At 44.6% G+C, this 24,904-nt stretch carries 22 protein-coding genes; 12 read left to right on the forward strand and 10 right to left on the reverse strand.

The window, feature by feature from the left end; genetic code table 11:
• Positions 1 to 6 precede the first annotated feature (6 nt).
• The 3 genes from PL85_RS04130 to PL85_RS04140 form a co-directional block, all read right to left on the reverse strand.
• The gene (locus tag PL85_RS04130; RefSeq protein ID WP_115339838.1) at positions 7 to 1,389 is read right to left on the reverse strand and encodes a di-heme oxidoreductase family protein; all 1,383 of its coding nucleotides are present in this window, start codon (positions 1,387 to 1,389) and stop codon (positions 7 to 9) included.
• A gap of 78 nt (positions 1,390 to 1,467) precedes the next feature.
• Positions 1,468 to 2,730 carry an imelysin family protein gene (locus PL85_RS04135; RefSeq protein ID WP_115339839.1) on the reverse strand — a complete coding sequence of 421 codons (1,263 nt, stop codon included), beginning with the start codon at positions 2,728 to 2,730 and terminating at the stop codon, positions 1,468 to 1,470.
• A gap of 166 nt (positions 2,731 to 2,896) precedes the next feature.
• Positions 2,897 to 3,544 carry a GTP cyclohydrolase II gene (locus PL85_RS04140; RefSeq protein WP_013856740.1) on the reverse strand — a complete coding sequence of 216 codons (648 nt, stop codon included), beginning with the start codon at positions 3,542 to 3,544 and terminating at the stop codon, positions 2,897 to 2,899.
• A gap of 223 nt (positions 3,545 to 3,767) precedes the next feature.
• On the opposite strand from PL85_RS04140, the gene PL85_RS04145 reads away from it, so the two are divergent.
• Positions 3,768 to 4,664 carry an ROK family protein gene (locus PL85_RS04145; protein WP_115339840.1) on the forward strand — a complete coding sequence of 299 codons (897 nt, stop codon included), beginning with the start codon at positions 3,768 to 3,770 and terminating at the stop codon, positions 4,662 to 4,664.
• Positions 4,665 to 4,876: 212 nt separating this feature from the next.
• Entirely contained in the window at positions 4,877 to 7,015 is a 2,139-nt protein-coding gene (locus PL85_RS04150) for a TonB-dependent hemoglobin/transferrin/lactoferrin family receptor (protein WP_115339841.1), read from the forward strand.
• A 191-nt stretch (positions 7,016 to 7,206) separates the two neighbouring features.
• Here PL85_RS04150 and hutZ read toward each other — a convergent pair whose 3' ends face one another.
• Both hutZ and hutX read right to left on the reverse strand, forming a co-directional pair.
• Complete coding sequence (gene hutZ, locus PL85_RS04155) at positions 7,207 to 7,737, reverse strand: heme utilization protein HutZ (protein WP_094147124.1); 531 nt, start codon at positions 7,735 to 7,737, stop codon at positions 7,207 to 7,209.
• A gap of 54 nt (positions 7,738 to 7,791) precedes the next feature.
• Positions 7,792 to 8,301, reverse strand: coding sequence for a heme utilization cystosolic carrier protein HutX (hutX, locus tag PL85_RS04160; protein WP_115339842.1), 510 nt, complete (start codon positions 8,299 to 8,301; stop codon positions 7,792 to 7,794).
• A 305-nt stretch (positions 8,302 to 8,606) separates the two neighbouring features.
• Between hutX and PL85_RS04165 the strand changes: the two genes are divergently transcribed.
• The 7 genes from PL85_RS04165 (at position 8,607) to trhO (ending at position 14,229) form a co-directional block, all read left to right on the forward strand.
• On the forward strand, positions 8,607 to 9,317 hold the full coding sequence (locus tag PL85_RS04165) for an energy transducer TonB (RefSeq protein ID WP_026028299.1): 711 nt from the start codon (positions 8,607 to 8,609) through the stop codon (positions 9,315 to 9,317).
• Positions 9,317 to 10,024 carry a MotA/TolQ/ExbB proton channel family protein gene (locus tag PL85_RS04170; RefSeq protein WP_088732524.1) on the forward strand — a complete coding sequence of 236 codons (708 nt, stop codon included), beginning with the start codon at positions 9,317 to 9,319 and terminating at the stop codon, positions 10,022 to 10,024. The genes PL85_RS04165 and PL85_RS04170 overlap by 1 nt, the downstream gene beginning before the upstream one ends.
• Entirely contained in the window at positions 10,021 to 10,431 is a 411-nt protein-coding gene (locus PL85_RS04175; protein WP_013856733.1) for an ExbD/TolR family protein, read from the forward strand. Before PL85_RS04170 ends, PL85_RS04175 begins: the two co-directional genes overlap by 4 nt.
• A 51-nt stretch (positions 10,432 to 10,482) precedes the next feature.
• Positions 10,483 to 11,331 (forward strand): heme/hemin ABC transporter substrate-binding protein, encoded by an 849-nt coding sequence (locus PL85_RS04180; RefSeq protein ID WP_115339843.1) that lies wholly within the window; start codon positions 10,483 to 10,485, stop codon positions 11,329 to 11,331.
• Positions 11,332 to 11,431: 100 nt separating this feature from the next.
• Entirely contained in the window at positions 11,432 to 12,376 is a 945-nt protein-coding gene (locus PL85_RS04185; protein ID WP_232471681.1) for a FecCD family ABC transporter permease, read from the forward strand.
• Positions 12,373 to 13,155, forward strand: a complete 783-nt coding sequence (locus PL85_RS04190) for a heme ABC transporter ATP-binding protein (protein ID WP_010319753.1) — start codon at positions 12,373 to 12,375, stop codon at positions 13,153 to 13,155. Before PL85_RS04185 ends, PL85_RS04190 begins: the two co-directional genes overlap by 4 nt.
• A gap of 90 nt (positions 13,156 to 13,245) precedes the next feature.
• Entirely contained in the window at positions 13,246 to 14,229 is a 984-nt protein-coding gene (gene trhO, locus PL85_RS04195) for an oxygen-dependent tRNA uridine(34) hydroxylase TrhO (RefSeq protein ID WP_115339844.1), read from the forward strand.
• Between the two features lie 95 nt (positions 14,230 to 14,324).
• Here the strand turns inward: trhO and PL85_RS04200 are convergent, their stop codons facing one another.
• The 4 genes from PL85_RS04200 to PL85_RS04215 form a co-directional block, all read right to left on the reverse strand.
• Positions 14,325 to 15,056: a transporter substrate-binding domain-containing protein gene (locus tag PL85_RS04200; protein WP_013856728.1), complete on the reverse strand. Its 732-nt coding sequence runs from the start codon at positions 15,054 to 15,056 to the stop codon at positions 14,325 to 14,327.
• A 25-nt stretch (positions 15,057 to 15,081) separates the two neighbouring features.
• Positions 15,082 to 16,620, reverse strand: coding sequence for a methyl-accepting chemotaxis protein (locus tag PL85_RS04205; protein ID WP_115339845.1), 1,539 nt, complete (start codon positions 16,618 to 16,620; stop codon positions 15,082 to 15,084).
• A gap of 249 nt (positions 16,621 to 16,869) precedes the next feature.
• Entirely contained in the window at positions 16,870 to 18,549 is a 1,680-nt protein-coding gene (locus PL85_RS04210) for a glycoside hydrolase family 32 protein (protein WP_094148119.1), read from the reverse strand.
• A 118-nt stretch (positions 18,550 to 18,667) separates the two neighbouring features.
• A complete protein-coding gene (locus PL85_RS04215; RefSeq protein ID WP_010319758.1) occupies positions 18,668 to 19,654 on the reverse strand; it encodes a LacI family DNA-binding transcriptional regulator in 987 nt (328 codons plus the stop codon).
• A 273-nt stretch (positions 19,655 to 19,927) separates the two neighbouring features.
• Between PL85_RS04215 and PL85_RS04220 the strand changes: the two genes are divergently transcribed.
• The 3 genes from PL85_RS04220 (at position 19,928) to PL85_RS04230 (ending at position 24,016) form a co-directional block, all read left to right on the forward strand.
• On the forward strand, positions 19,928 to 21,367 hold the full coding sequence (locus PL85_RS04220; RefSeq protein ID WP_026028729.1) for a sucrose-specific PTS transporter subunit IIBC: 1,440 nt from the start codon (positions 19,928 to 19,930) through the stop codon (positions 21,365 to 21,367).
• Positions 21,368 to 21,452: 85 nt separating this feature from the next.
• Entirely contained in the window at positions 21,453 to 22,373 is a 921-nt protein-coding gene (locus PL85_RS04225; RefSeq protein ID WP_115339846.1) for an aminoimidazole riboside kinase, read from the forward strand.
• A gap of 254 nt (positions 22,374 to 22,627) precedes the next feature.
• The gene (locus PL85_RS04230; RefSeq protein WP_234826567.1) at positions 22,628 to 24,016 is read left to right on the forward strand and encodes an EAL domain-containing protein; all 1,389 of its coding nucleotides are present in this window, start codon (positions 22,628 to 22,630) and stop codon (positions 24,014 to 24,016) included.
• A gap of 46 nt (positions 24,017 to 24,062) precedes the next feature.
• Here the strand turns inward: PL85_RS04230 and PL85_RS04235 are convergent, their stop codons facing one another.
• Positions 24,063 to 24,830: a potassium channel family protein gene (locus tag PL85_RS04235; protein ID WP_013856721.1), complete on the reverse strand. Its 768-nt coding sequence runs from the start codon at positions 24,828 to 24,830 to the stop codon at positions 24,063 to 24,065.
• Between the last annotated feature and the right edge of the window lie 74 nt (positions 24,831 to 24,904).

Consider the following 24,904-nt stretch of genomic DNA (forward strand, 5'->3'; position numbering starts at 1 on the left):
CGCACCCTATAAAGAATTAAGAAAAGCGATCAACGCGTTGCGTTCGCTGGCATTGAATTGACGTACTTTCTCTTTGGCACTTTGCGCTTCACCACCATGCCAAAGTACCGCTTCCATGAGATTACGCGCTCGGCCATCATGTAAAAAATAAGTATGGCCGCTCACCTCTTGCGTATAGCCGATCCCCCACAAAGGCGGGGTACGCCACTCTTGTCCATTAGCTAAGGCTTCTGGACGATTATCGGCTAACCCTTCGCCCATATCATGCAGTAGTAAATCACTGTAAGGATGAATTTCTTGCTCTGACAAGGCTGGGCGATCCGTTCTTTTTACCGTTTTAAGGTCAGTGCGGTGGCAACTCTCACAGCCAACTTGTTTGAACAATGATTGACCCAGCTTCACTTGTGAATCGTCGACATTGCGACGCACTGGAACAGCTAAATGCTGAGAATAGAATTCGACAAAATCAAGAATGTTGTCACTAACCTCAGGATCGCCACCATTAGGTAAGGTTTGACAGAGTGTTTGCTTCTCGGTGCAGTTTTCTTTTGGGAATAAACGGCTGGTCAATCCTAAATCGCCGTTAAACGCCGCGGCATTCTGTTGCATTAAACTAGGCTGCCCGGCTTTCCAACCAAAACGCCCGATGGCAAAATCTTTTTTTTCTACATCCCAAACACGGTTCACTTTGCCAGAGATACCATCGCCATCACTATCTTCAGGGTCTGCCATTGCTAATAAGCTGGCATCCGCGATGCTTTCAAGCAGGCCAAGGCCAATCATTGGCGGAGCGACACGCGCCGAAAACTGAGTGTCAGGATGAATATCGCCATAACCAAGTTCAGTAATTTTTAAATTGGGTTTGCGTAACATCACTTGGTGGCCATCCGTAAAAGCAACCGCAATCTCTTGATAAGTGATGTGGATTTGTCCTTCTGCTTTTTGATCGGGCAAAGCGAAATCTTGTAACTGTCCACCATAGACGGGTTCGGGGATCCCCCCTTCTTTGGCGTAGATCGCTTTTTGTTCATCCGTCACCGCTGGAATACTCAGGCGAACCAACATCGAAACGGCATGTGTGTCATTTTTTTCTGGCGGATGGCCGCGACCATCTTTGATGTGACAATTTTGGCAACCATTGGTGTTAAAAAGCGGCCCTAAACCATCTCTTGCATCAGTGGATGATGGCGCTGGCACCCAAGGGTTACGAAAGAAACTGTTTCCCACGCTAAAATCGAGCCGTTTGCTCATCGGCAAATTGGCCGCAGGAAGCGAGTAAGCATTCGGCCCAGCTTTGGTTGTACTGGTTTTGCCACCCGATTTCACCTCATCGGCATAAACGGGGTTGGCAAACAAGGTTAGGAGCGCGACGGTAAAAAACGATCTCATTGGGCTTTTCTCAACATCTTTATTCAGTGTAAACGTGGAAAAGGGCTCATCTGAGCCCTTGGATCTTTCATCTTATTATTAGAATTCGTGGTCTGCAGTATCTGGATTAAGGTTATCAATCCCAATCACTGAAGCGGTACGTTCTATCGAAGCGGTTTGAGCCACTAAAGCCATAATGGCTCCATTGACTATCGCGTTGCCTTGAGGATTGTTAGCCGCGATCAATTGATCGAAATGCTGATTATCTTTTTCAGCCGACGTGACTAATTTACCGACTTCAGCGCGCGCACTGTCAAACTGCTTTTGAATCTCTTTAGCTGCTTGTGCATCCTTTTGTGCCACTAAATCATTCAGGCTTGGGCCTGTTAGTACCTTTCCGTCTTGACGCTGGTAAGAACCCGTATAAAGGTTGTAAATACCTTGTTCATTGTAGTAATGAGAGTTATGGGTATTATCCGAGAAACAATCGTGCTCATCTTCAGTCGAGTTTGCTTCTAGCGCCACTTTCATACGCTCGCCCGCTAATTCGCCCAGTGATAAAGACCCCATACCAAATAACATCTTACGCAAACCATTGTCTGCTGATTCCGCAAGCAATTCATGACGGTAATTGGCTTTTTCATCCGCAGACCACTGTTTTTCCATCCATGCCAAATCTTGCACGAGCAGTTGAGCAGCCGCTTTTAAATATTGAGCACGGCGATCACAATGGTTATTGGTGCATTCGCTACCCACGACAAAATCCGTGTAAGCACGAGCACCAGCTCCCGCATTGGTGCCATTTAAATCTTGGCCCCACAGTAGAAACTCAATGGCATGATAACCTGAAGCGACGTTAGCTTCAGAGCCACCGATTTCGTTTAAGCTGGCAATCAGCTCTGGTGTGATAGTGGAGACATCAATCGTTGTCGCGCCAATTTTCAACGTTTGGTTGGCAATGATGTTAGCGCTGGCGCCTTCATTGCCCAGTTCATATTGGTAATCAGTAGCGACGTAGTCAATCAGCCCTTCATCAAGAGGCCAAGCATTGAGTTGCCCTTCCCAATCGTCAACAACGGCATTGCCAAAACGGAAGACTTCGGACTGCTGGTAAGGCACTCGCGATGCTAACCACGCTTGTTTCACCTCTTCCAATTTAGCCGCCGAGGGTGTCATCAAGAACTGATCAATTGATTTTTCTAATGATTGAGCGGTCGTCAGCGAATCTGCAAACACGGCATGGGCAATATTGGCATAATGTTCGACCACCTGCTCCTTAGTGACGGTAGCGGCAAATGACGCACTACTTATGATGGCAAGTGAGGCAGCAATTGACTGAATAAGAAGCGTGTTAACTTTCATGGGAGCATCCTTGTTGAGGCGATTTGAGCTTTATCTTGTGGTAGTGCTAATTATTAGCATTTGCACTTTTAGTCGCCGATAATACAAATTATCCATTTTTTTGCAAGGTAAAAACGCCAAAAACCTCACCGAAATGAGGTTTTTGGCTGTCATCTATAAGTCTGGATTATAGTTTTAAGTTGTGTTTGCCATGGGAAACTTTGGCCTTGAGGTAATTTTCATTACCCGACTTAATATGTGCCGCGGTATTCACGACCTCTACAATTTCAATACCATGCTCCTTCAGCTCACGACTTTTTTTAGGGTTATTAGTGACTAAACGAATCTTGGTCACATTTAACGCTTTCAACATCTGCGCCGCTTCAGTGAAATCACGCAGGTCGTCACCAAAGCCAAGATGATTGTTGGCTTCATAGGTATTCATCCCCGCACTTTGTAAGCGATAGGCATCAATTTTGTTGTACAGACCAATGCCTCGACCTTCTTGACGCAAATAGAGGATAATGCCGCCAACTTCACCCATTTTATTAATGGTTTCTTCTAATTGTTCACCACAATCACAGCGTGATGAGTGAAAAACATCGCCCGTTAAACACTCTGAATGCATACGGACTAAAGGAGTTTCCTGAGTAACATCAGCGGATTTAAAAATGACCGCAACATGTTCTTTGTCTGTTTTCAGTCCTCTAAAAGAGAGTATTTCGGCGTCAATATTGCTTTTTAGACCGACTTTGAAATCCACTCTGGCTCGTACTTCCGCCATATCTACACTCACTTGAATAATTGCTTGTTGCAATGCTGAATTGATTTGCATTCGAATTGACCCATTAATGACCTAACTATGGGGATAGATACTCCCCTTTTCAATAAAAAGATCACTTGCTGAGAAATGTTATAATATAACAATTTTCAGCAATCAAAAGAAAAAATCTCACCACTTCACGTTATCTTGTTCGGTTCAAAGACAAAACACGTTGATTATTAGACTATATTCCATAGTCAGGACTCACACTCAACATCCAAAATAAGGAAAAATCATGCTGATAGGTTTCGACATTGGTGGCACCAAAATTGAAATTTGCGTACTGGATAAATCAGGAAACACCCTCTTTAAACACCGAACCCCTACCCCACATGAGTACGATCTTTTTCTAAGCACCTTATGTCAACTGGTTGCAATGGCCGAAAGCGAAACGCAAACTCACTGCCAAATCGGGATTGGACTTCCCGGAGCCATCAGCCCAGCGACAGGGCTTATCAAAAATGCCAATTGCACTTTTTTAAATGGTCGAGATTTAAAAGCCGATCTGTGCACTCGCCTACAACGCAATATTGTTATTGCCAATGATGCCAATTGCTTTGCGCTGTCTGAAGCGGTCGATGGTGCCGCCAAAGATGGCAACGTAGTCTTTGGCGCGATTTTGGGCACAGGTTGCGGCGGCGGTATTGTGATCAACAAGAAGGTATTGGTCGGTGCGAACGCCGTATGCGGTGAGTGGGGGCACAATCCGCTGCCAAGTTTTAGCAATGAACGTGATGGGCCTAATCGCCACTGTTATTGCGGACGCGATAACTGTATTGAACTCTTTATCTCCGGTTCTGGCTTAACAAAGAGTGCTCAGTTGATTGGTCAACAAGAGTGGAATGCAGCCGAAATTATCACTCGCTACCAGCAGCAAGACCCACAAGCAACAAAGCTTTATCAACAATTAATTGATCAAATGGCGCGCAGCTTTGCTTGCATCGTCAATGTGTTGGATCCTGATGTGATAGTGCTTGGCGGAGGATTATCAAACGTAGCATCGCTGTATGTTGATCTACCTCGGGCAACAGCGAACTACGTTTTTTCTGATAGTGCACAGATTGTGTTTACCCAAGCAAAATATGGTGACAGCAGCGGCATCCGTGGCGCAGCTTGGCTAGGTTTGAACTAGCAGAAAGTGATTAAAGTCACAACTTTAGTCATCGAAAAATTAAGTAAAGCAAGTGTTTTACATATCAAATGACTGATATTTAAAACATATACTCCTAGTTCTATTTACATTTCACCTTAACACATAAACACAAATGATAGTAATTACCATTTAGATCCAATATCATTGCGCACAGCTTGAATCTGTTATTGATGAATAAGGTAATAACTCAGATGTACACTAAAACACTACTATCAGCCTCCATATTGCTAGCGCTTTCCCCTGCTGCTCTCGCAGAAGAAGTTTCTCGATTCGATGAGGTTGTTGTTTCGGCAACGCGAACCGAGCAGAGTAAAAAAGATGTATCGTCATCCATTGAAAGTATCTCCTCTTCTGAGATTGCAGAAGTAATGGCTGATAATATTCAGCAAGCTCTAAATTCCACCCCAGGTGTTGAAGCGGAAGGTAATGGCCGCTTTGGAATAGCAGGATTTAATATTCGCGGCATGGATGGAAGCCGTGTAAAAATGATGGTTGATGGTGTACAGCAACCTGTACCTTATAACCCTGGCGCAACTGAACAACGAAAATATCCAAACGCAATAGAGATTGACACTCTACAAGCTATTGAAGTGAACAAAGGTGCGTCATCTACACTGTATGGATCTGACGCTTTAGGTGGTGTGGTATTGCTACGCACTAAAAATCCAGAAGACGTTCTCGTCACAGAAGGAAATGAGCAACGCTTCGGTATCAAGTCTGGTTATACGTCCGCTAACGAGCAATTTAAAACGACATTAACGTGGGCAATGCGTCAAGATAAACTGGAAACCTTACTGATGGCAACTTATGCCAATGGCAGTGAGACCCAAACTCATGGCTCAGGTTCAGAAATCGAAGGCCCTGATCGCGGCGCTCAAAACCCGGCTGACTCCAAACTTGGCAACCTGTTGGCAAAAGCATTTTATCAAGCCAATGATAACCATCGACTTGGGCTAACCGCCGAGTATTACAACAAACGGTATGATGAAGACGAGCTAAACTATAACGGTTATTCCATTATGCCCGGCTTTACCTATACCGATAACTACAACCAAGATACCAATGAGCGTCTTCGTGTCGGTATAGAGCATCAATGGTTGATGAATACCCTGCTTGCTGACTCTTTAGATTGGTCATTGAATTTCCAAGATTCTAGCGCTCTCGCTAAGAACTACGACACAACGCCATCTAATGGCCGCCGGTTACGTGAACGGGAATCATCAGATCAATCGATTCAATTTGATGGACAGCTCTCCAAAGCCGTAGATCTCAATGGCAACCTTCATGAATTTACCTATGGTGCCAGCTACATCAACAACGACTTCGACCTCGATAATACTGACTATAAATTAGATGCAGGTACATCTACCCCGGGTAGCTCTGGCATTCCTGATGCGACTATCGTGCAGTGGGGGCTATTCCTACAAGACCAAGCCTACTTCATCCAAGACCGTTTAATATTAACCGCTGGTCTTCGATACGATTCTTTTGAAGCGACACCCAGCGTTGATGCTGGCTACACTCAGTCTTATGAAGCCAATAAAGACAGCGCATTCACTGCTCGATTGGGTTCTGTTTACCACGTCAATCCTAACCTAGCGGTATTTGGTCAAATTAGCCAAGGATTCAAGGCACCAACTGTTTACGACCTTTACTACTTCTATAATCAGGGGGCAATCATTGATGCGAACCCAGATCTTAAAGCAGAGAAAAGTTTGTCCTATGAACTTGGGCTACGTGGTCAAAATGACTCAACTAATTTTGAAATCACCACCTTCTATAACGAGTACACCGATTTTATTACTCAGTCAAAGACAGGCAAACAAGGTGGCAAGGATATCTTTACCAAAGAGAACTTGGATGAAGTCACGATTTATGGTGCGGAATTTAGCTCTCGAATTGACTTAGATAAAGCGTTTAATGCCCCACAAGGGACTTACACCCGTCTAGCCATTGCTTATGCAGAGGGAGAAGATAAGAAAACAGGTGATGCTTTAGATTCAGTCGCGCCTCTAACCAGTAATGTAGGCTTAGGGCTGGATCGCGACCAATACGGAGCACTGCTTAATGTTAAGATGGTTGCAAGTAAGACGGACTGGCAATCAAATACAAATGCAGATACCGCTGGTTATACACTTATCGATTTAACGGCCTACTATAAACCAATGCAAGACCTAACCATCCGCGCTGGTCTATTCAATGCACTCGATAAAAAATATTGGCTGTATAGCGATCTCACGGGCCGAGATGCTACTGGCGAAACCTTTAACATCGATAGCAAATCACAGCCTGGGCGTAACTGGGGTTTAAATGTAGATTATCAATTCTAACGTTCTCTCATCCAAGCAACAAGGCCAAGCTCTACGCTTGGCTTTGTTTTATCTACATTTCTCATACTCGATTAACGATCCCACGAAGTCACAGATAAATCATTAACTCGTAACAACGGTAAATCACGATCAAAAAAGGCTAGATAACTAGCCTTTTCTTCCAATGTCCAATGTATCTTGAGCGATTAAGATTACGCGTTGGAAATTTTCTTATGTCCTTCATCAAGGTGCACAAAATCAACCATGTCATCACCAGACACTTGATACGCCTGGCCAAAGCCTTTCACATAAAGACCTTTTTCTACTTTCAATTGGAATACAGCAAAGTCTTGCAGCTGGCTTAAGCCGTCAATGATCTCACCAAAACGAGCTTGCATTTGGCCAATGACTTGCTGCCATAACGCCGTTTCACGTGGTACAACACTCGCAACGGCGTCAAACGTCAGCCGTTGACGGGCAAAAATCTGTTTTGATGATTCTTCATCTGCAATCATCATCAAGGAGACGTGCGGGTTCACCTCCAAGTTACGCGCATGACGAGCGATGTGTGAAATCAGCACAAAGTAACCTTCTTGGTTTTGCACAAATGGCGCGTAGCTCACATTCGGACGGCCTTCCGCGTCCACTGTAGCCAATTGCAATGTACGACGTTCTTGACGAAACTCTTGGATTTCAGGTTCCAATCGTCCTTGTAATCGCTCTTGTTTGATCTGCTGATCCATGACTTTCTCCTCGGCCCTTTCGCTCAGCGTTCAGGGCTTATCGTTATATCAATATTATTGGTTGGAATGAACGTCTTGTTGTAATGCTCTAAAACGTGCGACTTGGTCTGCAATCAGTTCGCGCTTTTCATCTCGGCCTAGATAAATTTTAAAAATGTTATCGCCTTGCTCACTAAAGAAACCAAAGTAATGACTTTCACGTCCCATAAAAGGCTTACTGACTAAAGCAACGTGTTGGATGGATTCCAACTTTAAGTGGCCGTGTAACTCACCCTCTTTACCCATCAAGTTATAATAGCCACGAGCCAACTTCCCTTTTGGAAAAGGCGCTTTCACTTCAAATATAGAGCCAAAAGAGTGGACAATCGTTATGACCATTCCCCAATCCGCTAATGATTCCAACAGCGATTGAGCTTGAGCACCATCAACAATCGCAACCATCTCTTTAGGCAATGCCTGCACCACTTCAAATTCGGTCACATCCAACTCTTGCGCCATCGCTGCCGGCAATAAGGTCGGTTGTTGCTCTAATAAAGAGGCCACTTTCTGTTCAAGTAAATCCATATTCATTTCCAGTTCGTTCTTCGCTTTAAATCGCCTTACGCTGGCTCAGTACATCACATTAATCGCCACTAAAAACCCGATCTAGTAAGTAAAATTATGGCAAGGGTGAATTAATTCAGGTTGTTTATGATTGATTATGGTTGATGGAAACCCCTGTGCTAACAAGGCATTTCTAACCCAGCTTTTAAATTCGTAAAATCATAATTTGATGCAAATGATAATGCAATTGATAATTGATCTTATTTTGATGTTGAGTAATAATCCCTTCATCAGACAGAACGCTTTGTTGTTATATGGAGTACCACGTGAATTTCACTAGATATCTTGTCGCTGGCAGTCTATCTCTCGCGATTCACGCGGCGATCTTGTTTGTTGATGACGAATCAAAAGTGTTTGCCATGCCTGCGGGAAATCAATCCACCTCAGTGTCGATTAACTTTGTGGCTCAACCTCAAGCTCAGGTAGTACAAGAGCAAGCAACAAAAACCCCACCTCCAGAAAAGAGAGCCAACAAACCCAAACCAGCAAAAAAAGAGCCGCAAAAAGTGGTGCAGAAAAAGAGCCTGTCAAAACCGGTAAAAGACAAGCCGGCTCCTAAAATACCGACAAAATCAGCACAAGTGCAAACTCCTGTAAAGGAAGCTGTGACATCCTCTGTAGAGAATGAAAATAGCGCTGAATCGACACCGAAAACCGCCGCCGCCCCAAGCAGCAGCGGCGCAACTAATCAACCGAAATTAGTCGATGCGCCGTCTTTTGTTACTCGCCCAGCCCCTCCTGTTTATCCAAGGCTTGCACAAAAACGAGGAATTGAAGGGGTCGCTATGTATGAGGTGTGGTTAGACGAAAACGGCCGCCAAATCAAACAGGTTTTGCTCTCTTCGTCGGGCGCGGCGCTGCTAGATGAATCGGCTCTTAATGCCATCAAACAATGGAAATTCTCTCCTCAAGTGGTGAACGGTGAAAAAATAGCCCACCGAGTGCAAATCCCAGTACGTTTTAAATTGGAAGGATAATGGAACTACTTACTCAACTAGAACAACAACTTGGCCTGATGGCCTGGCCTCTTTTTGTCTGCTCAGCACTTGCGACCATGATCATTACTGAACGGCTTTTCCAAGTACTGCTTAGCCTTGGTGTTGGAAAAGGTGCGATCGGTAGTGCGCTCAACCAAATATCACCGACCCATACAGCGCAAATTGAGACGCTAGCCAGTGAATTTTCCAGCAAGCGCCCATTGCTTTATAAAGGGGTTGCCATGCTGCTTGCTCATCACGATTTCTCCAAAGGATTACGTGAAGATGCGGCGGGCATTTGGTTGCAAGAAAAGCGTCATCAACTGCATTCCGGACTGCGTATTTTATCTTTGATTGGTGTGATCAGCCCACTGCTAGGCTTACTTGGCACTGTGTTAGGTTTAATTGAAATGTTCAAGGGGGTGGCGCTCTCTTCTGGCAATATTACGCCAAACGACCTTGCGGATGGCCTAGGCATTGCGATGCGAACCACGGCTGCAGGTTTGCTGATCGCGCTTCCCGCAATTACCGGCGCTCAATTGCTTGGCGTATGGGCTGACAGAGTGATGGCAAAACTTGAGCACACACTAAATTATGTCAACTTATGGCTCGAAGGTGTTTCTTTACAGCATGATTGCACCACCAAACAAGAGCGTGTAGCTAAGTATGAAGACGTCTCTGATAATGATGTGGTTAATGCATCATGATTAAAACGCCGCACTCTCACTCATCCGCATTAATGCCAGATTTAACGCCATTGTTGGATATCATTTTTATTGTCATGGTGTTTTTACTGCTTACAGCCGCGGTTAAATTTGAGTCATTAGACGTTTCACTGCCAACAACCGACTCACCCACCGTGAGTGAAGTGAACAAGCAGTCAATCACAGTGAATCTTCTGGCGCACGAACCTTACTGGGCTATCGATGGCAAACAGTATATCGATTGGAATAATTTCACATTGGCGTTGTTAGAGCAAAGCAAAGCGAGTGATCGCCCGATCGTGATTGGCGCAGACAAAACCGCCGAAGTGCAGCAGTTGGTTAAATTGCTGGCGTTCTTGCAAGACAATGGCATCGCTGCCACTCAGTTATTAACCGACCATCCCCAATAGCCTATTCATACGCGCTTTTAAAAACCGTATGATTTTCATGAGTACAACACGATGACACACAAATCTCTTTCTCATTGGCTTGTTGCCATAACGCTCTTCATCTTCTCACCTTGGCTCTGCGCGCAAGAACGGATCATCAGTGCGGGCAGCGCGGTGACCGAAATCCTCGTTGCGTTAGGCGCACAAAATAAACTTGTTGCGGTCGATGTCACCAGTGAAATTCCAAACGATCTTGCTCTCCCAAAAATCGGTTATCATCGCCAATTATCCGCAGAAGGATTATTAGCCTTAGCACCAACACAATTGATTGGTTCTAGTGAAATGGGGCCAGAAAGCACATTGCAACAGCTTAAAGGCGCTGGCGTTAACGTCGAGGTGGTGAATGATGAATCCACACCACAGGGGTTGTTGGCACGCATTGACCAAATCGCGACGCTCGCTGATGCAAAGCCTCAAGCTAAAGCGCTCAAACAGCAAGTTCAAAGCACAATAGCGGCGTTAATCCACCATCAATCTACCCACAAGACTCCGAAAAAGGTGCTATTTCTTCTTATCCACGAAGGAAGAGCAGCTAACGTGGCGGGCAGTGACACCACGCCAAACAGCATTATTGAGTTGGCTGGCGCGGTTAACCCAGCCGCTGAACAAGTGACGTCTTATAAACCACTGTCGATGGAAGCGATAATTGAGATGCAACCAGACGTGATTTTAGTCAGTGGCCGCAGTTATGAAAAACTCGGAGGAGCAGACGCCATTTTGCAATCCATACCGACGTTAGTAGCAACTCCGGCTGGGATAAATAAGCAGATCATCACCATCGATGGCCACGCTCTCGTCGGCGGGTTAGGCCTTAAAAGCTTGGCTGAAGCGCAACGTCTAAACGCATTGCTCTATCCTTAAGGAGCTTATTTTGTTACGTCATCTCTCAAAAAATGTGGTGAATGCAACGCTGTTAGTTTTGGTAATCTTAGTGAGCCTTTATTCTGTCACCGTTGGTCCAATGAATATCAGCTTCAGTGACAGCATAAAAAGTCTCGTGCTGCACTCCAATGACATTGCCGCGCACATCAATTTAGTCATCCACGAAATACGCTTTCCGCGTACCCTGCTCTGCTTGTTGGTCGGCGCAATTTTGGCGCTGTGCGGAACGGTGATGCAAGGCTTGTTTCGTAATCCATTAGCTGAGCCTGGCATTATCGGTGTTTCGGCAGGTTCAGCCCTCGGAGCCGCACTTGCGATTGTGCTATTCGCCAATTTAGCGCTGTTTTCCAACCCGTGGATGAGCGCTGCGGTGGTACCTATTTTTGCCTTTTTAGGCGGTGCATTGACTACCTTGTTGGTTTATCGATTAGGCACCAGTAAATTTGGTACTTCCGTCACCATCATGCTACTCGCAGGCGTCGCCATCAGCGCGCTATCGGGGGCGGGTATTGGCTATTTGAATTATGTTGCAGACGATCAAATGCTACGCGATCTCTCATTGTGGTCAATGGGATCACTGGCGGGTGCAAACTGGCAAAATATTCTCTTGTGCGCTGTGACCTTACTGCTGCTGCTCGTCTGTTTCTCCCGTCAAGCGATGGCGCTCAACGCACTATTACTTGGCGAGTCTGAAGCGCGTCATCTAGGCATTTCTGTGCAACGGCTTAAACGTTCAATGATTTTACTCAGCGCACTCGGCGTTGGAGTGACCGTCAGCGCGGTGGGTATGATTGGTTTTATCGGTTTGGTCATCCCTCATCTAGGCCGGATGCTGGTTGGCCCCGATCACCGTAGTTTGATCCCCATTTCGGCTTTACTTGGTGCACTCTTACTCACTGTCGCCGATATGTTTGCCCGTATAGCAGTGGCACCTGCGGAGCTGCCTGTCGGGATTGTGACTGCGCTGGTGGGTGCACCTTTCTTCCTTTATCTTCTGTTTCAACAAAAAGGCAAAGTATTTTGAGTACAACGGCAGCGATCCAAGCCAGTAATATATCGGTTAAATTTGGCCATCGAACCATTTTGGATAAGATTGATATTGAGATTTTTTCAGGTCAAGTCACAGCGTTACTTGGCCCCAATGGTGCTGGAAAAAGTACCTTGCTGAAAATACTCAGCGGTGAAATCTCATCAACAGGCAAAATGGCTTACTTCGGTGTTCCGCAAGCACTGTGGCAACCGAATGAGTTAGCAAAGCACTTGGCTATTCTTCCGCAGCAAAGTACGTTGAGCTTTCCTTTTATCGCTCAAGAAGTGGTGGAATTAGGCGCACTGCCATTAAATTTAAGCCACCAACAAGTCAGTGAAGTGGCGCTACACTACATGCAACAAACCGATATCAGCGATAGAGCGAACAATCTCTACCCGGCTTTATCGGGTGGTGAAAAACAACGTTTACATCTGGCGCGGGTATTAACTCAACTTCACCACTCCGGTGACAAAAAAATCCTGATGCTGGATGAACCAACGTCAGCGTTAGATCTGGCTCACCAGCACAATACACTGCGCATTGCACGTTCATTAGCACGCCAAGAGCAGTGCGCTGTTGTAGTCGTGCTGCACGATCTCAACCTTGCGGCTCAATATGCAGATCGCATGGTGATGCTGCACAATGGCAAACTGGTTTGTGATGCGCCACCTTGGGAAGCGCTCAATGCAGAAAGAATTGAGCAGGTGTATGGCTACTCGTCGCTTGTCGCCGCACATCCAACCATGGATTTCCCAATGGTCTACCCCATCTAATATTGTCCTTAATAATTGTCCGTATTTGTGGGCGCGTCCCTTCGCTATAATGCGCCTCAATTCTTTATATCGTTTTTTAAAAGGTACCCCATGAGTCAGTACGTCGTCTGTGCACTCTATAAGTTTGTTGAACTCAATCACTACCAAGAGCTGCAAGCACCGCTTCTTGAACTAATGGAGGAAAACCAAATTCGTGGCACGCTATTATTAGCCAGTGAAGGAATTAACGGCACCGTGGCATCAACACGCAAAGGGATAAATGTGCTACTGGCTTGGCTTGATGCTGAACCGAATTTGAAAGGCACGGTTTACAAAGAATCACAAGCCTCAGAGCAGCCATTTAACCGTACCAAAGTGAAGCTAAAAAAAGAGATTGTCACTATGGGTGTTGAAGGCATTGACCCTCGTCACGTTGTGGGCACTTACGTGAAACCAGAAAACTGGAATGCGCTAATTTCAGACCCTGATGTGCTGGTTGTCGATACCCGTAATGATTATGAAATCCAAATCGGCACCTTCAAAAATGCGCTTAACCCACACACTGAAACCTTTCGTGAGTTTCCTGATTATGTGAAGAAGAACCTCGCACCAGAGAAACACAAAAAAGTCGCGATGTTTTGTACTGGCGGGATTCGCTGTGAAAAATCCACGGCTTATTTAAAAGAGCAAGGGTTCGATGAGGTGTACCATCTCGAAGGTGGCATTTTGAAATACTTAGAAGAAGTGCCGCAAGAAGAGAGCTTATGGCAAGGTGACTGCTATGTGTTTGATGGCAGAGTGGCTGTAGGGCACGCTTTAAAAGAGAGTCACTACGATGTATGTAACGCTTGCCGTTTGCCGATTACCGATGAAGACAAACAGAGCGAAGTCTACGAGCAAGGCGTCAGTTGCCCATCCTGCTTCGGTACTCACTCTGCGGAACAACTGGCCCGTTTCCGTGAGCGAGAAAAACAAGTTCAGCTCGCAAAACTGCGTGGAGAAGCACACATTGGCGGCGATACCGCATCACTGATCGAGCAAAAGCGTGCGCAAAAATTAGCACGTAAAGCTGAGCAGCGGGGTTCAAAGCGCTAATATTTACCCCAATGCTTACTTCAAAGGATTCAAATCCTATTGGAATAGAAAAAGGCCGCAGCGTTAAAACTGCGGCCTTTTTTTTAAAAAAAAAATCACTGAATACCGTATTTCGCTAAAATGGCATCAAATGTTCCGTCAGCTTTAATCGTAGCTAACCCTTTGTTATACGCATCAATATATTTCTGCGCATTAGGGTTTGCTTTACCTGAGGTAACATGTAAAGGATTTTTAGACAAAGATGCAGTGGTAAACTGAAAATCACTGCTATTTAAGCCCGCCTCTTTCATGGTCGATAACGCAACCAACTTATCTTCAAGGGTAAGATCAATTCGTTTGGCTTGCAGTTTCTTCAAGTTAGTCGTGAGATCATTAGCGTCTGGTTTGTTGAAATTAGTGGCGGATAAAAAGTCATCCCCATAACCATAGCCCCTAACGATGCCAACTTGTTTGCCACTCAAACTATTTAAACCTGAAAATTCGAAAGCATCGCCTGCTCTTTTAATAAAGCTCAGTTCATTCTCTAAATATGAATCACTGTAAAGTAAATAAGCCGTTCTCTCCTGCGTATACCAAGTTGCAGGCAACAGATCAATTCTGCCTTTACTCACCTCATCTAATGCTCGTGACCAAGGCATGATTTGAAAATTGACGTCATAGCCCTGTGTTTTCATAGCCGCAACAGCGATTTCTACCGATAGCCCCGGCATGCTTTTATCCGGTGAAATAAACGGTGGCCATGGATCTTGCGCAGCCGTAATAGTAGCAGCAAAGCTACTCGGTAAGGCCATCATCATACTGAAAATAAAGATCAACAGACGCTTCATACTTTCTTCTCCTTGAAGGTGGAACTTATGTTTTGAACTTACGCATATGAGTTTTAATGTTTGAGCTCAGTTGAAGAACTTCTTTCGTTCTCTGAGCATTATCTTGACCACTACTCGACAGCTCATTAGTGGCCTCTGATGCTTCAACAATCGCCTGACTGACTTCATCAATGGCTTGTTTCTGCTCTTCTGTAGCATGCGAAATCTCGCCATTTCTTTCAGAAATTTCAGAGATAGTATTTTTCACCTGCTCAACAGAATGTTGTGACTCTGATACTCGCTTAGCGGTGCTTTCTAACAAATTAGAGATGCGAATAATTTCTTGCTCAACCGATTCTGTTGCACTGCTAAGTGAGCGAATATTGGTTTGGATTTGTTCGGTGGATTGGCTAGTTTTGGTCGAAAGGTTGCGCACTTCGTCAGCCACTACTGCAAAACCACGGCCATGCTCACCTGCGCGTGCCGCTTCAATAGCAGCGTTCAGTGCCAGCAAGTTGGTTTGCTCGGAAATGTCATTAATCACCCCGACTACCGTTGATATTTTTCGCCCTTCATCAAGCAGCTTATGCATCTCCGCGTTTACCGAACCCATTTCGGAACGCATGTTTACAATCTCGGCGGCAGAGCGTTCTATTGAGTGGTAAACATTATCGACCAATTGAGAAGCCTCACTTGCTTGCCTTGCGGCGTCATTAGCGGTTTCAGCCACTGTTGCCACCGACTGACTCATCTGTGTGGAAGCGGCAGCGACGGTCGATAAACTGTGTTTTTGTTGATCAATTTGCTGCGCATTTCTCATGGCAACCTGACCACTCATCTCTGCGGTGTCTTTTAACTGCACAGAAGCATTCGTTACTTGTACAACTATCTCCCTTAGCGACTCCGTAAAATGATTAATACTGCGGATGATCTGCGAAAACTCTCTATATTTGGGTTCTGGAATGATACGACTTAAATCTCCTTCACCGGTTGCAAGATCGGCCACTCGCTCTGTTAAATCGTTGAGCGGGCGAAGGACGGTTTTCGTTAACGCCAAAATTAGGAATACAATCATTACGCTATCTAAAATCAGCAACTCAATCAGGCTATATTGCAGACTTTGTAACAAGGTTTTTTCTAGCCTATCTGTGTTATAGAAAAGCTCTACCTGACCAACTTCATTTTCCTTTTCATACTCAACAAAGGTGAGCTTTTGCACCGAAGAGAGCATGGATTCGTATTGTTTCCCCTCATTGGGCTCCATCTCTTTCACATCTTGAGAGTCGGGTGATGTACTCAGGAAAAGAAGCGGTGTACCACCCGCATCTTTCACTCTAACCGCTTGTATGTCTGGGTTATTTAACTCTGCTGAAATAGTGAGTTTGGCGGCATGTAAATCAAAATCCCAAACTGCTTTAGGTAGGCTGTAGCTCAAACGCTCTTTTGCATTCAAGATTGATGTATCTAGGCTATGCTGTAGCTCCGCTTTCTTTGACTGGTAATCAATGTAACTAGAAATGCCCAACACAATGGACACTGCCAGAACAACTTGGGTAACAAAGATCACTTTGACACTTTTCCACATACTTCATTTCGCCTTAATCAATGGTATGAGTTAAGCACTGTGCGTTGGCTTCATCGCACCGCATGATAACCATCTGACTCTTGTGTTTAATGAATAGGACAATGCAGACCAGAAGAGAGGTCAATATCATCTCTGCTATTGTCTGAACTCATACCGATCATGTTGATCTCACTTATCTTTTACTTAAGGATAGACCAAGAAAGAAAAAGGTTATTATTTTTTGAGCCGAAAGTTTACTTTCGGCTTAATTTAGAATTGAGTAGCGAATGAAGAAGCGCTGACGGGCTGGATAGGAGAGTATTTGGCCGTAACCAACGCATTTAATAGTGATACTCCTGTCGCCTCTTGTTCGGTAAACACTCTTGCACTCATCACTGCTTTTCCGCCGTTGATGAACACTTCTAATGAAGAATTATCCGCGAGAATCTGCAGCTCAACCTGTTCACATTCTAAGGCCAATTCACGAATCACATCACCTTGGCGTATCAAAGTATGGGAACGATCAAAGCGTAATACTTTTTGCTGGGCATCCAAACTCAGTTCAATGTATTGCTCATCTTTTTCAAACAAACGTAAGCTTGCCCCCCACGGCAAAGTGATACACATTTCAAAACTTTTGGTGTTGAGAATGGTGCATTTATCGCTTAACTCCAAACTTACCGGCTGGTTGCATAACTGCTCTAGCTCCTTTATAGGCCTTTGAATAAGTTGACCATTCTCAACACTCAACTCACGCAGTGCCGTAAGTTGATGCAGCCAGCCGTTGTCACAACTAGGATGATTAATTTCGTCAGGCAGCCCCATCCATGCACACAAGACGCGCCGCCCGTCTGCCGTTTGCATTGTTTGAGGAGCATAAAAATCAAAGCCGTGATCCAGTGGTTGCAGATGACAAAAGTGAGGATGATCATTTTCATCCCATAAGACTTTTGCAATACGATTTTGATGGACAACTGTGTGGTTCACGTTATCTGAAATAATCCCTTGAGGGCCAAAAACAAAATAACTTTGGCCCGCAATTTCAAACATATCAGGGCATTCCCACATGTAACCTAGCGGTGCGATTTCTTCACCAAATAGACCATCGAAATGCCACTCTTTAAGATCATGTGAATGGTAAATAGCGATCCGACCTTGCAACTGCGTTGTTTGCGCGCCAAGCAACATGAGCCATTTGCCTCGGTGGCGCACTATTTTAGGGTCGCGAATGTGTTCCGTGACACCCGTTGGCAAATTACGGATCACTGGGCCACGTTTTTCAAAACGGAGGCCATCTTGCGACACAGCTAAACACTGCGTTGTTTGACGCAATCGCTGTTCACCTAACCGAACATTGCCAGTATAGAAAAGCATCAACTCATCGTTGTGACTTAAAGCATGACCAGAAAAAACTCCGTGACTGTCATACCAATCTGATGGAGTCAGTGCAATACCTTGCCATTGCCAGTGAATAAGATCAGTACTCGTCAGTTGTACCCAATATTTATCCTTGTGCTCACACCCATAAGGATACCACTGATAAAAAAGATGATATTTTCCTTGGTGATAAATGAAACCGTTTGGGTCATTGAGCAGCCCTTGCGGCGGAGAAATATGCCACGTTGGACGAAAGGGACAATCGTTTGGCGAGGAATAGGCGTACGCATTAAGCCGCAGCTGAGAGTCAATCATTCGACCTAAACTGTTGATCAGTTCATCGGCATATTCATTGATGCTATCTTGTTGAATCAAAAATGAAAGCTGCCATTCACCGAGCACTTCACGCAATCGCATGTGGCTAGGCAAAACATTGACTAAAGCTGGATCTCGCAGCGCAATAACGATTTCGCCTCTTGGTGCGAGTACTCGCTGAATATTGGCCGGGCCGCCAACTAATCTCACCATCTCTTCAAATGACATTTTTTCCACTGGCACTGTTTCTAATGACATGACTTACACTCAATTTCTGGGAACGATTGCAAAATATAAAAAAATAAGCCTGCTTGCAAGCATTGGTGAAATATTGCCCTCAATTATGCGGGCTTCCCCTCAGCAAGTACCTTCAGTCTTAGCCGGTTTCACGTTCGATATTTTGGAATGTTAACACGACTTTACTCATCTCCTGCCCACGACCAGCAATACGTTCAAGCAACATCTTGGCTGCATTTTCACCTGCTTTATCAAAGGCATAGTTGAATGTTGATAAGCTTGGGTTACTGACAAATGCGAGCTCATCATTGCCAACTCCTAATACTTTTATTTGCGATCCAACCTGAACTCCAGACTCTTGTAGTGCTTTCACCGCTCCAACCGCAATTCTATCGGTTGCGCAAAAAAGACCATCTAATTGTGGGTATTGCGTGATTAATGTTTTAGCTTGTAAGTAACCAGATTCAATCGAAAAATCACCACGCACATGAAACAACAGGGTTAAATTGTTGATACCCAGTGCTTGCTCTAACCCTTGAGAACGCAAGCAATCCACCGCTACGTCATCGCTCTGAACACCAATAAAACCAATGTGTTGACAACCTTTTGCTATCAACCGTTTACCCGCTTCGAATCCAACGCGAAGATCATCATGAACAATACTTGGGATATCGTGCAGTGAACCATCTTGCCCAACCAATACCACCGGGACATTAGATTGTTGGATTGCTTTCACTAATGGCATATCAAGGTGTGTGGCGTAAAGTACAATGCCTTCGACCCTCTTTTGATTAAATATTTGAATATATTCCAACTCTTTAGCGTGATCTTGATGAGTATTGGCAAGCAACACGTGTTTGCCCGCTTGTTCAAATATGGCACTTAAACCATCAACGCCTTGTGCTGTCGCATGCGAAGAGACTCGCGGAACGATGACTCCAATTAAATTGGTTTTTTGTGATTTGAGATCTTTAGCGACTTGGTTGACCATATAGCCGCATTCGGAAATTGCCTTTAACACTTTGATTTTTGTAGACTCTTTAACACCATACTCATCATTTACAACGCGTGAAACCGTCGATTTAGAAACTCCGGCCAGCTTAGCGACATCGTGCAAACTCGACATACATAACCTTACTCATTCTGTTTTGGGATTGTTTGCAAAACTCAGTGCTGCAAACGCTCGAATAGTGTGATTCTAACGCTGTTTGTAGAATTATCGATCTCTCTTTTACTGATCTAATTCACAGAATCAATGGTTGGCTTTTGACTACTTTGAATTATTCATCAAAAATCCATTCTGCAAACGTTCCCAAAAATACTTATTTTAATTTTATCCACCATGCTTATCTTAAAGAGATCAAGTCATCTGGATACCAAACAACAACCGGGGTGGGTTATGAACTATCCAGTCATAGCAAAACAATTATTAGAGCAATTAGGTGGCAGAGAAAATATCCAAGCCCTTGCTCACTGTGCAACACGTTTAAGATTAGCGCTAAAAGATGACGCATTGGTTGATGAACAAGCCATTGATTCACTTGAAGGTGTCAAAGGACAATTCAAAGTAGCTGGCCAATATCAAATTATTTTTGGCTCCGGTATCGTTAACCAAGTTTATGCGGAAATGGCCAAGTTGACCGGCCTTGCTGAAATGTCAACCAATGATGTTGCAAGCGCGGGTGCACAAAAGCAGAACCTAGTGCAGCGCGCCGTTAAAGGGTTGTCTGACATTTTTGTCCCTATTATCCCGGCCATCGTTGCTGGCGGTTTATTGATGGGGTTGTTCAATGTACTGACAGCCACAGGGCTTTTTATCGAAGGGCAGTCACTGATTGATGCCAACCCGGGCTTGGCTGATCTTGCCAGCATGATCAACACCTTCGCTAACGCCCCTTTTGTTTATCTTCCTGTTTTGTTGGCATTTTCTGCTTCTAAAAAATTCGGCGGCAACCCATTCCTTGGCGCAGCATTAGGTATGTTGATGGTTCACCCAGACCTGCTTAATGGTTGGGGATTTGGCGGCGCGTCTGTCGCAGGCACCATACCTACTTGGAATATTTTTGGTTTTGAGATCCAGAAAGTCGGCTATCAAGGCTCTGTCTTACCCGTTTTAGTCTCCGCCTTTATTCTTGCAAAAATCGAAAATGGCCTGCGCAAAATTATCCCTTCTGTACTGGATAATTTACTGACGCCTATGCTCTCGATTTTCATTGCAGGCTTTTTAACCTTCACTCTGGTAGGCCCGATTACCCGCGATATCGGCTTTCTATTGGGTGATGGGCTGAACTGGCTATACGATTCTGCTGGCTTCATTGGTGGTGCACTGTTTGGCTTTATCTACGCGCCGTTTGTGATTACTGGCATGCACCACAGCTTTATTGCTATCGAAACACAACTATTGGCTGACATCGCCATTACTGGTGGTACGTTTATTTTTCCTATTGCGGCCATGTCAAACGTCGCACAAGGTGCAGCAGCTTTAGCGGTTGGTATGAACACCAAAGATATCAAATTAAAAGGCATTGCGATTCCATCAGGTGTGACCGCCCTTCTGGGCATTACCGAACCCGCTATGTTCGGTGTAAACCTGAAACTTCGCTACCCATTTATTGCTGCGATCATCGGTTCAGCTTGTGCCAGTGCATTCATTACCTTGTTTAATGTCAAAGCACAAGCGTTAGGCGCGGCTGGGCTTCCAGGAGTGATTTCCATTAACCCAGAGAAAATCAGCTACTACATGATTGGTATGCTGATTTCTTTTGTCATTGCCTTTACCTTAACACTTGTTTTGGGTGCCAAAGAGCGCGCAAAGCTTGATAAACAAGCAACAGCGTAACCCCCCAAGGCTGTTATGCTCCTAAGCCCGCTCGATGTGAGTGGGCTTATTTCTTCAGCGAATAACACGGATATTGGAAGAAAAAATGAATCGAGTTTGGGTGACAGGCGACGCGGTCGTCGACTTAATTCCTGATGGTGAAGCACACTATCTAAAATGTCCGGGCGGTGCTCCGGCGAATGTGGCTGTTGCCATCGCAAGATTGGGGGGTAATAGCGCCTTTTTTGGCCGTGTGGGTAATGACCCTATGGGGCGCTTTATGCAATCCACATTAACCGAAGAGAAAGTGGACACCCGATATTTGCAGTTGGATGATCAACAAAGAACATCAACCGTCGTGGTCGATTTAGACTCGCACGGCGAACGCAGTTTTACCTTTATGGTGAAACCGAGCGCGGATCAATTCGTCCAATGTTTAGACATTCCGACCTTTTTAGCGGGTGAATGGCTGCATTGTTGCTCCATTGCACTGGCCAGTGAACCGAGTCGCAGCACTACCATTGAAGCGATTAAACGCATCAAAGCCAATGGGGGATTTGTCAGTTTTGATCCCAATCTACGAGAAGAGGTCTGGCCTAACCCCGAAGAGATGCTCCCAGTGGTGATGAGCGTAGTGGCAATGGCGGATGTGGTTAAGTTTTCCGATGACGAACTGCTCTTGCTCACGCAGCGCCCTAGCCTTGAGCAGGGATTAATCTCAGTGAAAGAATTGAACATTCCGCTGATTGTCATTACTCAAGGTGCAAAAGGAGCGCTGGTGATCACCGCAGAGATGCAAACAATGATTACGGGAAAAGCCGTAAAACCTATCGATACAACAGGTGCCGGAGATGCTTTTGTCGGTGGATTGCTGTGCCAGTTGTCATTACATAAAGAGTGGTTTACTAAGGGTAATATCATAAACGCAGTGCAATGGGCTAATGGCTGCGGAGCATTAGCCACCACTCAAAAAGGGGCAATGACAGCGCTACCAGATAAGCACATGCTTGATCGATGGATTGGCTAAAATGATGGCTTGTACTTACAAGGGCGTAAGTCGTGTTGAAGTTCAAGCAAACTGCGAAATAAACGGATGATTTTCAGAGGATATTTGCTACGCTTACTGCATGATTAAACAAATAGCACTCGGACCAGATGCAGACATTTGTAAAATATGAACGATGTAGACGGTGGGTAGTTAGCTTACTATTTTGCTTACTGCCCATCGTTGTAGCTAGCCCAATTATCGCTTGGCAGACACGAGCTGATTTGAATCATCACATGCAAAACGTTCTGGTAAAAGGTATAGATTACATTAATCTACTGCTAAGAAATGCTCATGTTGCCAACGAGCGTGCGGCGCCCTACCTTAATATGGATTGCCTAGATGCTACTCGTTATTTGCGCGAGCTAGTGGCGACAACTCCCGATATCCGGACCATCAATTTAGCAAAACAAAATACTATTTATTGTAATTCGTTAACCGGTCAAGTAAACGATCACTACCAAATCGACAGCTATGTCAGTGGTGAGCTCTATTTAATGGCTGGTAATCGACTCACACCTCTCCGGCCTGTGTTGGCTTTTCACAGAACTTACGAACAGGGTATGGTGATCACTGGTGTTAGTTCCTATTACCTAACTAACATGCTTATTTTACTAGATGGCTATGGCAAACTTTATTTTCACGTTGGCAAAAATCACCTCGACGAGACTGGCGTTGTAACTTCCGAACCGTTATTTCCCACAATCATTAATACTTCAGAACGCTACCCTTATTCACTATCGACCCTATTAACTATTGATGACTACTGGCTTTATTTTAAAAACACCAAACAAACCAGTGCGATGTTAGCTCTCTTAATGGGAATCGGTTTAGGAGGATTTGTTTTTTGGAAACTCGGCCAAGCTTCGTCAATGCAAGGAGAAGTGAAACGCGCTATTCAATCCAACGAGTTCATTCCGTATGTACAACCGATTGTTGATGGTAGTGGCCAGCTCAGCCATATTGAAGTGCTTGCTCGTTGGCAACATCCTGTTCATGGATTAGTGAGGCCCGATCTTTTTATTCCCTTAGCGGAAGAATCTGGGCTAATCATTCCTATTACGACTCAGTTAATGTCCCAAGTAGAGCATGAACTTTCATTACACCAGTCACAATTTCCAGAGCATTTCAGTATTGGATTTAATATTTCAGCCAAGCACTGCGTAGCTTCCAATTTGTTTGATGATTGCAAACACTTTATTGAAACCTTCGACAATCGTAAGCATATTTTAACGTTAGAGCTCACTGAGAGAGAGTTGGTTATTGATAGTGATGAAGCAAAAAAGCTCTTCCAGTCATTGGATAAAATAGGTGTGTTGCTGGCAATTGATGATTTTGGTACGGGTCACTCTAGTTTGAACTATTTGCAAGAGTTCAAGTTTGACATTTTAAAAATCGACAGAAGCTTTATTACCATGATCGGTAGTGATGCGATCTCTAGCCACATTGTTGAAAACTTAGTCGATTTGGCTAAGCGACTTGGGTTAAAAACCATCGCCGAAGGTGTGGAAACCCAAGATCAAATTGATTTTTTGAACGAAAGAGAAATTGACTATTTACAAGGCTACTTCTTTTATAAACCTATGCCGCTCAGTGAGTTTATCACTCTGCTTAAAACCACCTAGATCAATCTCTGGCATTCCAATACGATGATAACTAGAACTTCAGTGGTTATTTCTTATGACGAGAGGCCAACTGAGCACGGTAGCGAGCTAAATGAAAACGCTTGCGAACAGGTTGTTGAACAGAAAGTTGTTTTAACACTTTATTAAGCTGTTTCGTGTGATGTGCACTATTATGCTCTGCTGATTGCCCATCTTCTTCAATGAAAAATGAGGCGACACTCGCGGTCAATAAACCGAAAAGTGTAATACCCGTCAACATCAGAAACACGGCAACACCACGCCCAAATGGAGTGATTGGATACATATCGCCGTAACCAACAGTAGTAATCGTGGTCATTGCCCACCAAATCGCATCAGAAAAATCATTGATTGGGCTATCCGTGCCTTTTTCGACCAAATAGACAAAAGCTGCAGAAAGAAGCACTGTCGATAAGCTGGTTAGCCCAATAAAGCTGAGCGTTTTTTGTCTCAGTACCGCCTTTGTTTGACGCCATGCTCTTGGCAAGATCAGTAAAATGCGTAAAAAACGGAGCGGACGTAGGAATGGCATGGCCACAATCAACACGTCAGGCCAATTCTTAATCATATAACGGATAGGATTGGGGCTCAGCAACACTTTAATAAGTAATTCTGTTGCAAACAATGCCCAAATAATCCAAAGCAGATGCTCCAGAAAATCAAGCTCTTCGGGCTGTAAAGGTGCAATATCTGGTAGTAAAGCGACGATCACATAGACTACCGATAATAGCAGCATCGGAATTTCAGTTTTATGTTCGATCGCAGACAGTAGCTGTAAACGTGTTTTTAATTTCATGATTCAAATACCTTTTTCCGTTTACCTTAACGCTAAAAGTACCAAGTGAACAGTACAACCATCCCTTTCGTTAC

This window comes from Vibrio anguillarum, from assembly GCF_001989995.2.
Lineage (GTDB): Bacteria > Pseudomonadota > Gammaproteobacteria > Enterobacterales > Vibrionaceae > Vibrio > Vibrio anguillarum.

What these genes read in the sequence shown, in the direction of transcription:
- PL85_RS04130 (WP_115339838.1), bottom strand. Translation starts at nt 1,389, where the DNA reads ATGAGATCGTTTTTTACCGTCGCGCTCCTAACCTTGTTTGCCAACCCC.
- PL85_RS04135 (WP_115339839.1), bottom strand. Translation starts at nt 2,730, where the DNA reads ATGAAAGTTAACACGCTTCTTATTCAGTCAATTGCTGCCTCACTTGCC.
- PL85_RS04140 (WP_013856740.1), bottom strand. Translation starts at nt 3,544, where the DNA reads ATGCAAATCAATTCAGCATTGCAACAAGCAATTATTCAAGTGAGTGTA.
- PL85_RS04145 (WP_115339840.1), top strand. Translation starts at nt 3,768, where the DNA reads ATGCTGATAGGTTTCGACATTGGTGGCACCAAAATTGAAATTTGCGTA.
- PL85_RS04150 (WP_115339841.1), top strand. Translation starts at nt 4,877, where the DNA reads ATGTACACTAAAACACTACTATCAGCCTCCATATTGCTAGCGCTTTCC.
- hutZ (WP_094147124.1), bottom strand. Translation starts at nt 7,737, where the DNA reads ATGGATCAGCAGATCAAACAAGAGCGATTACAAGGACGATTGGAACCT.
- hutX (WP_115339842.1), bottom strand. Translation starts at nt 8,301, where the DNA reads ATGGATTTACTTGAACAGAAAGTGGCCTCTTTATTAGAGCAACAACCG.
- PL85_RS04170 (WP_088732524.1), top strand. Translation starts at nt 9,317, where the DNA reads ATGGAACTACTTACTCAACTAGAACAACAACTTGGCCTGATGGCCTGG.
- PL85_RS04175 (WP_013856733.1), top strand. Translation starts at nt 10,021, where the DNA reads ATGATTAAAACGCCGCACTCTCACTCATCCGCATTAATGCCAGATTTA.
- PL85_RS04180 (WP_115339843.1), top strand. Translation starts at nt 10,483, where the DNA reads ATGACACACAAATCTCTTTCTCATTGGCTTGTTGCCATAACGCTCTTC.
- PL85_RS04185 (WP_232471681.1), top strand. Translation starts at nt 11,432, where the DNA reads ATGAATATCAGCTTCAGTGACAGCATAAAAAGTCTCGTGCTGCACTCC.
- trhO (WP_115339844.1), top strand. Translation starts at nt 13,246, where the DNA reads ATGAGTCAGTACGTCGTCTGTGCACTCTATAAGTTTGTTGAACTCAAT.
- PL85_RS04200 (WP_013856728.1), bottom strand. Translation starts at nt 15,056, where the DNA reads ATGAAGCGTCTGTTGATCTTTATTTTCAGTATGATGATGGCCTTACCG.
- PL85_RS04205 (WP_115339845.1), bottom strand. Translation starts at nt 16,620, where the DNA reads ATGTGGAAAAGTGTCAAAGTGATCTTTGTTACCCAAGTTGTTCTGGCA.
- PL85_RS04210 (WP_094148119.1), bottom strand. Translation starts at nt 18,549, where the DNA reads ATGTCATTAGAAACAGTGCCAGTGGAAAAAATGTCATTTGAAGAGATG.
- PL85_RS04215 (WP_010319758.1), bottom strand. Translation starts at nt 19,654, where the DNA reads ATGTCGAGTTTGCACGATGTCGCTAAGCTGGCCGGAGTTTCTAAATCG.
- PL85_RS04220 (WP_026028729.1), top strand. Translation starts at nt 19,928, where the DNA reads ATGAACTATCCAGTCATAGCAAAACAATTATTAGAGCAATTAGGTGGC.
- PL85_RS04225 (WP_115339846.1), top strand. Translation starts at nt 21,453, where the DNA reads ATGAATCGAGTTTGGGTGACAGGCGACGCGGTCGTCGACTTAATTCCT.
- PL85_RS04230 (WP_234826567.1), top strand. Translation starts at nt 22,628, where the DNA reads ATGCAAAACGTTCTGGTAAAAGGTATAGATTACATTAATCTACTGCTA.
- PL85_RS04235 (WP_013856721.1), bottom strand. Translation starts at nt 24,830, where the DNA reads ATGAAATTAAAAACACGTTTACAGCTACTGTCTGCGATCGAACATAAA.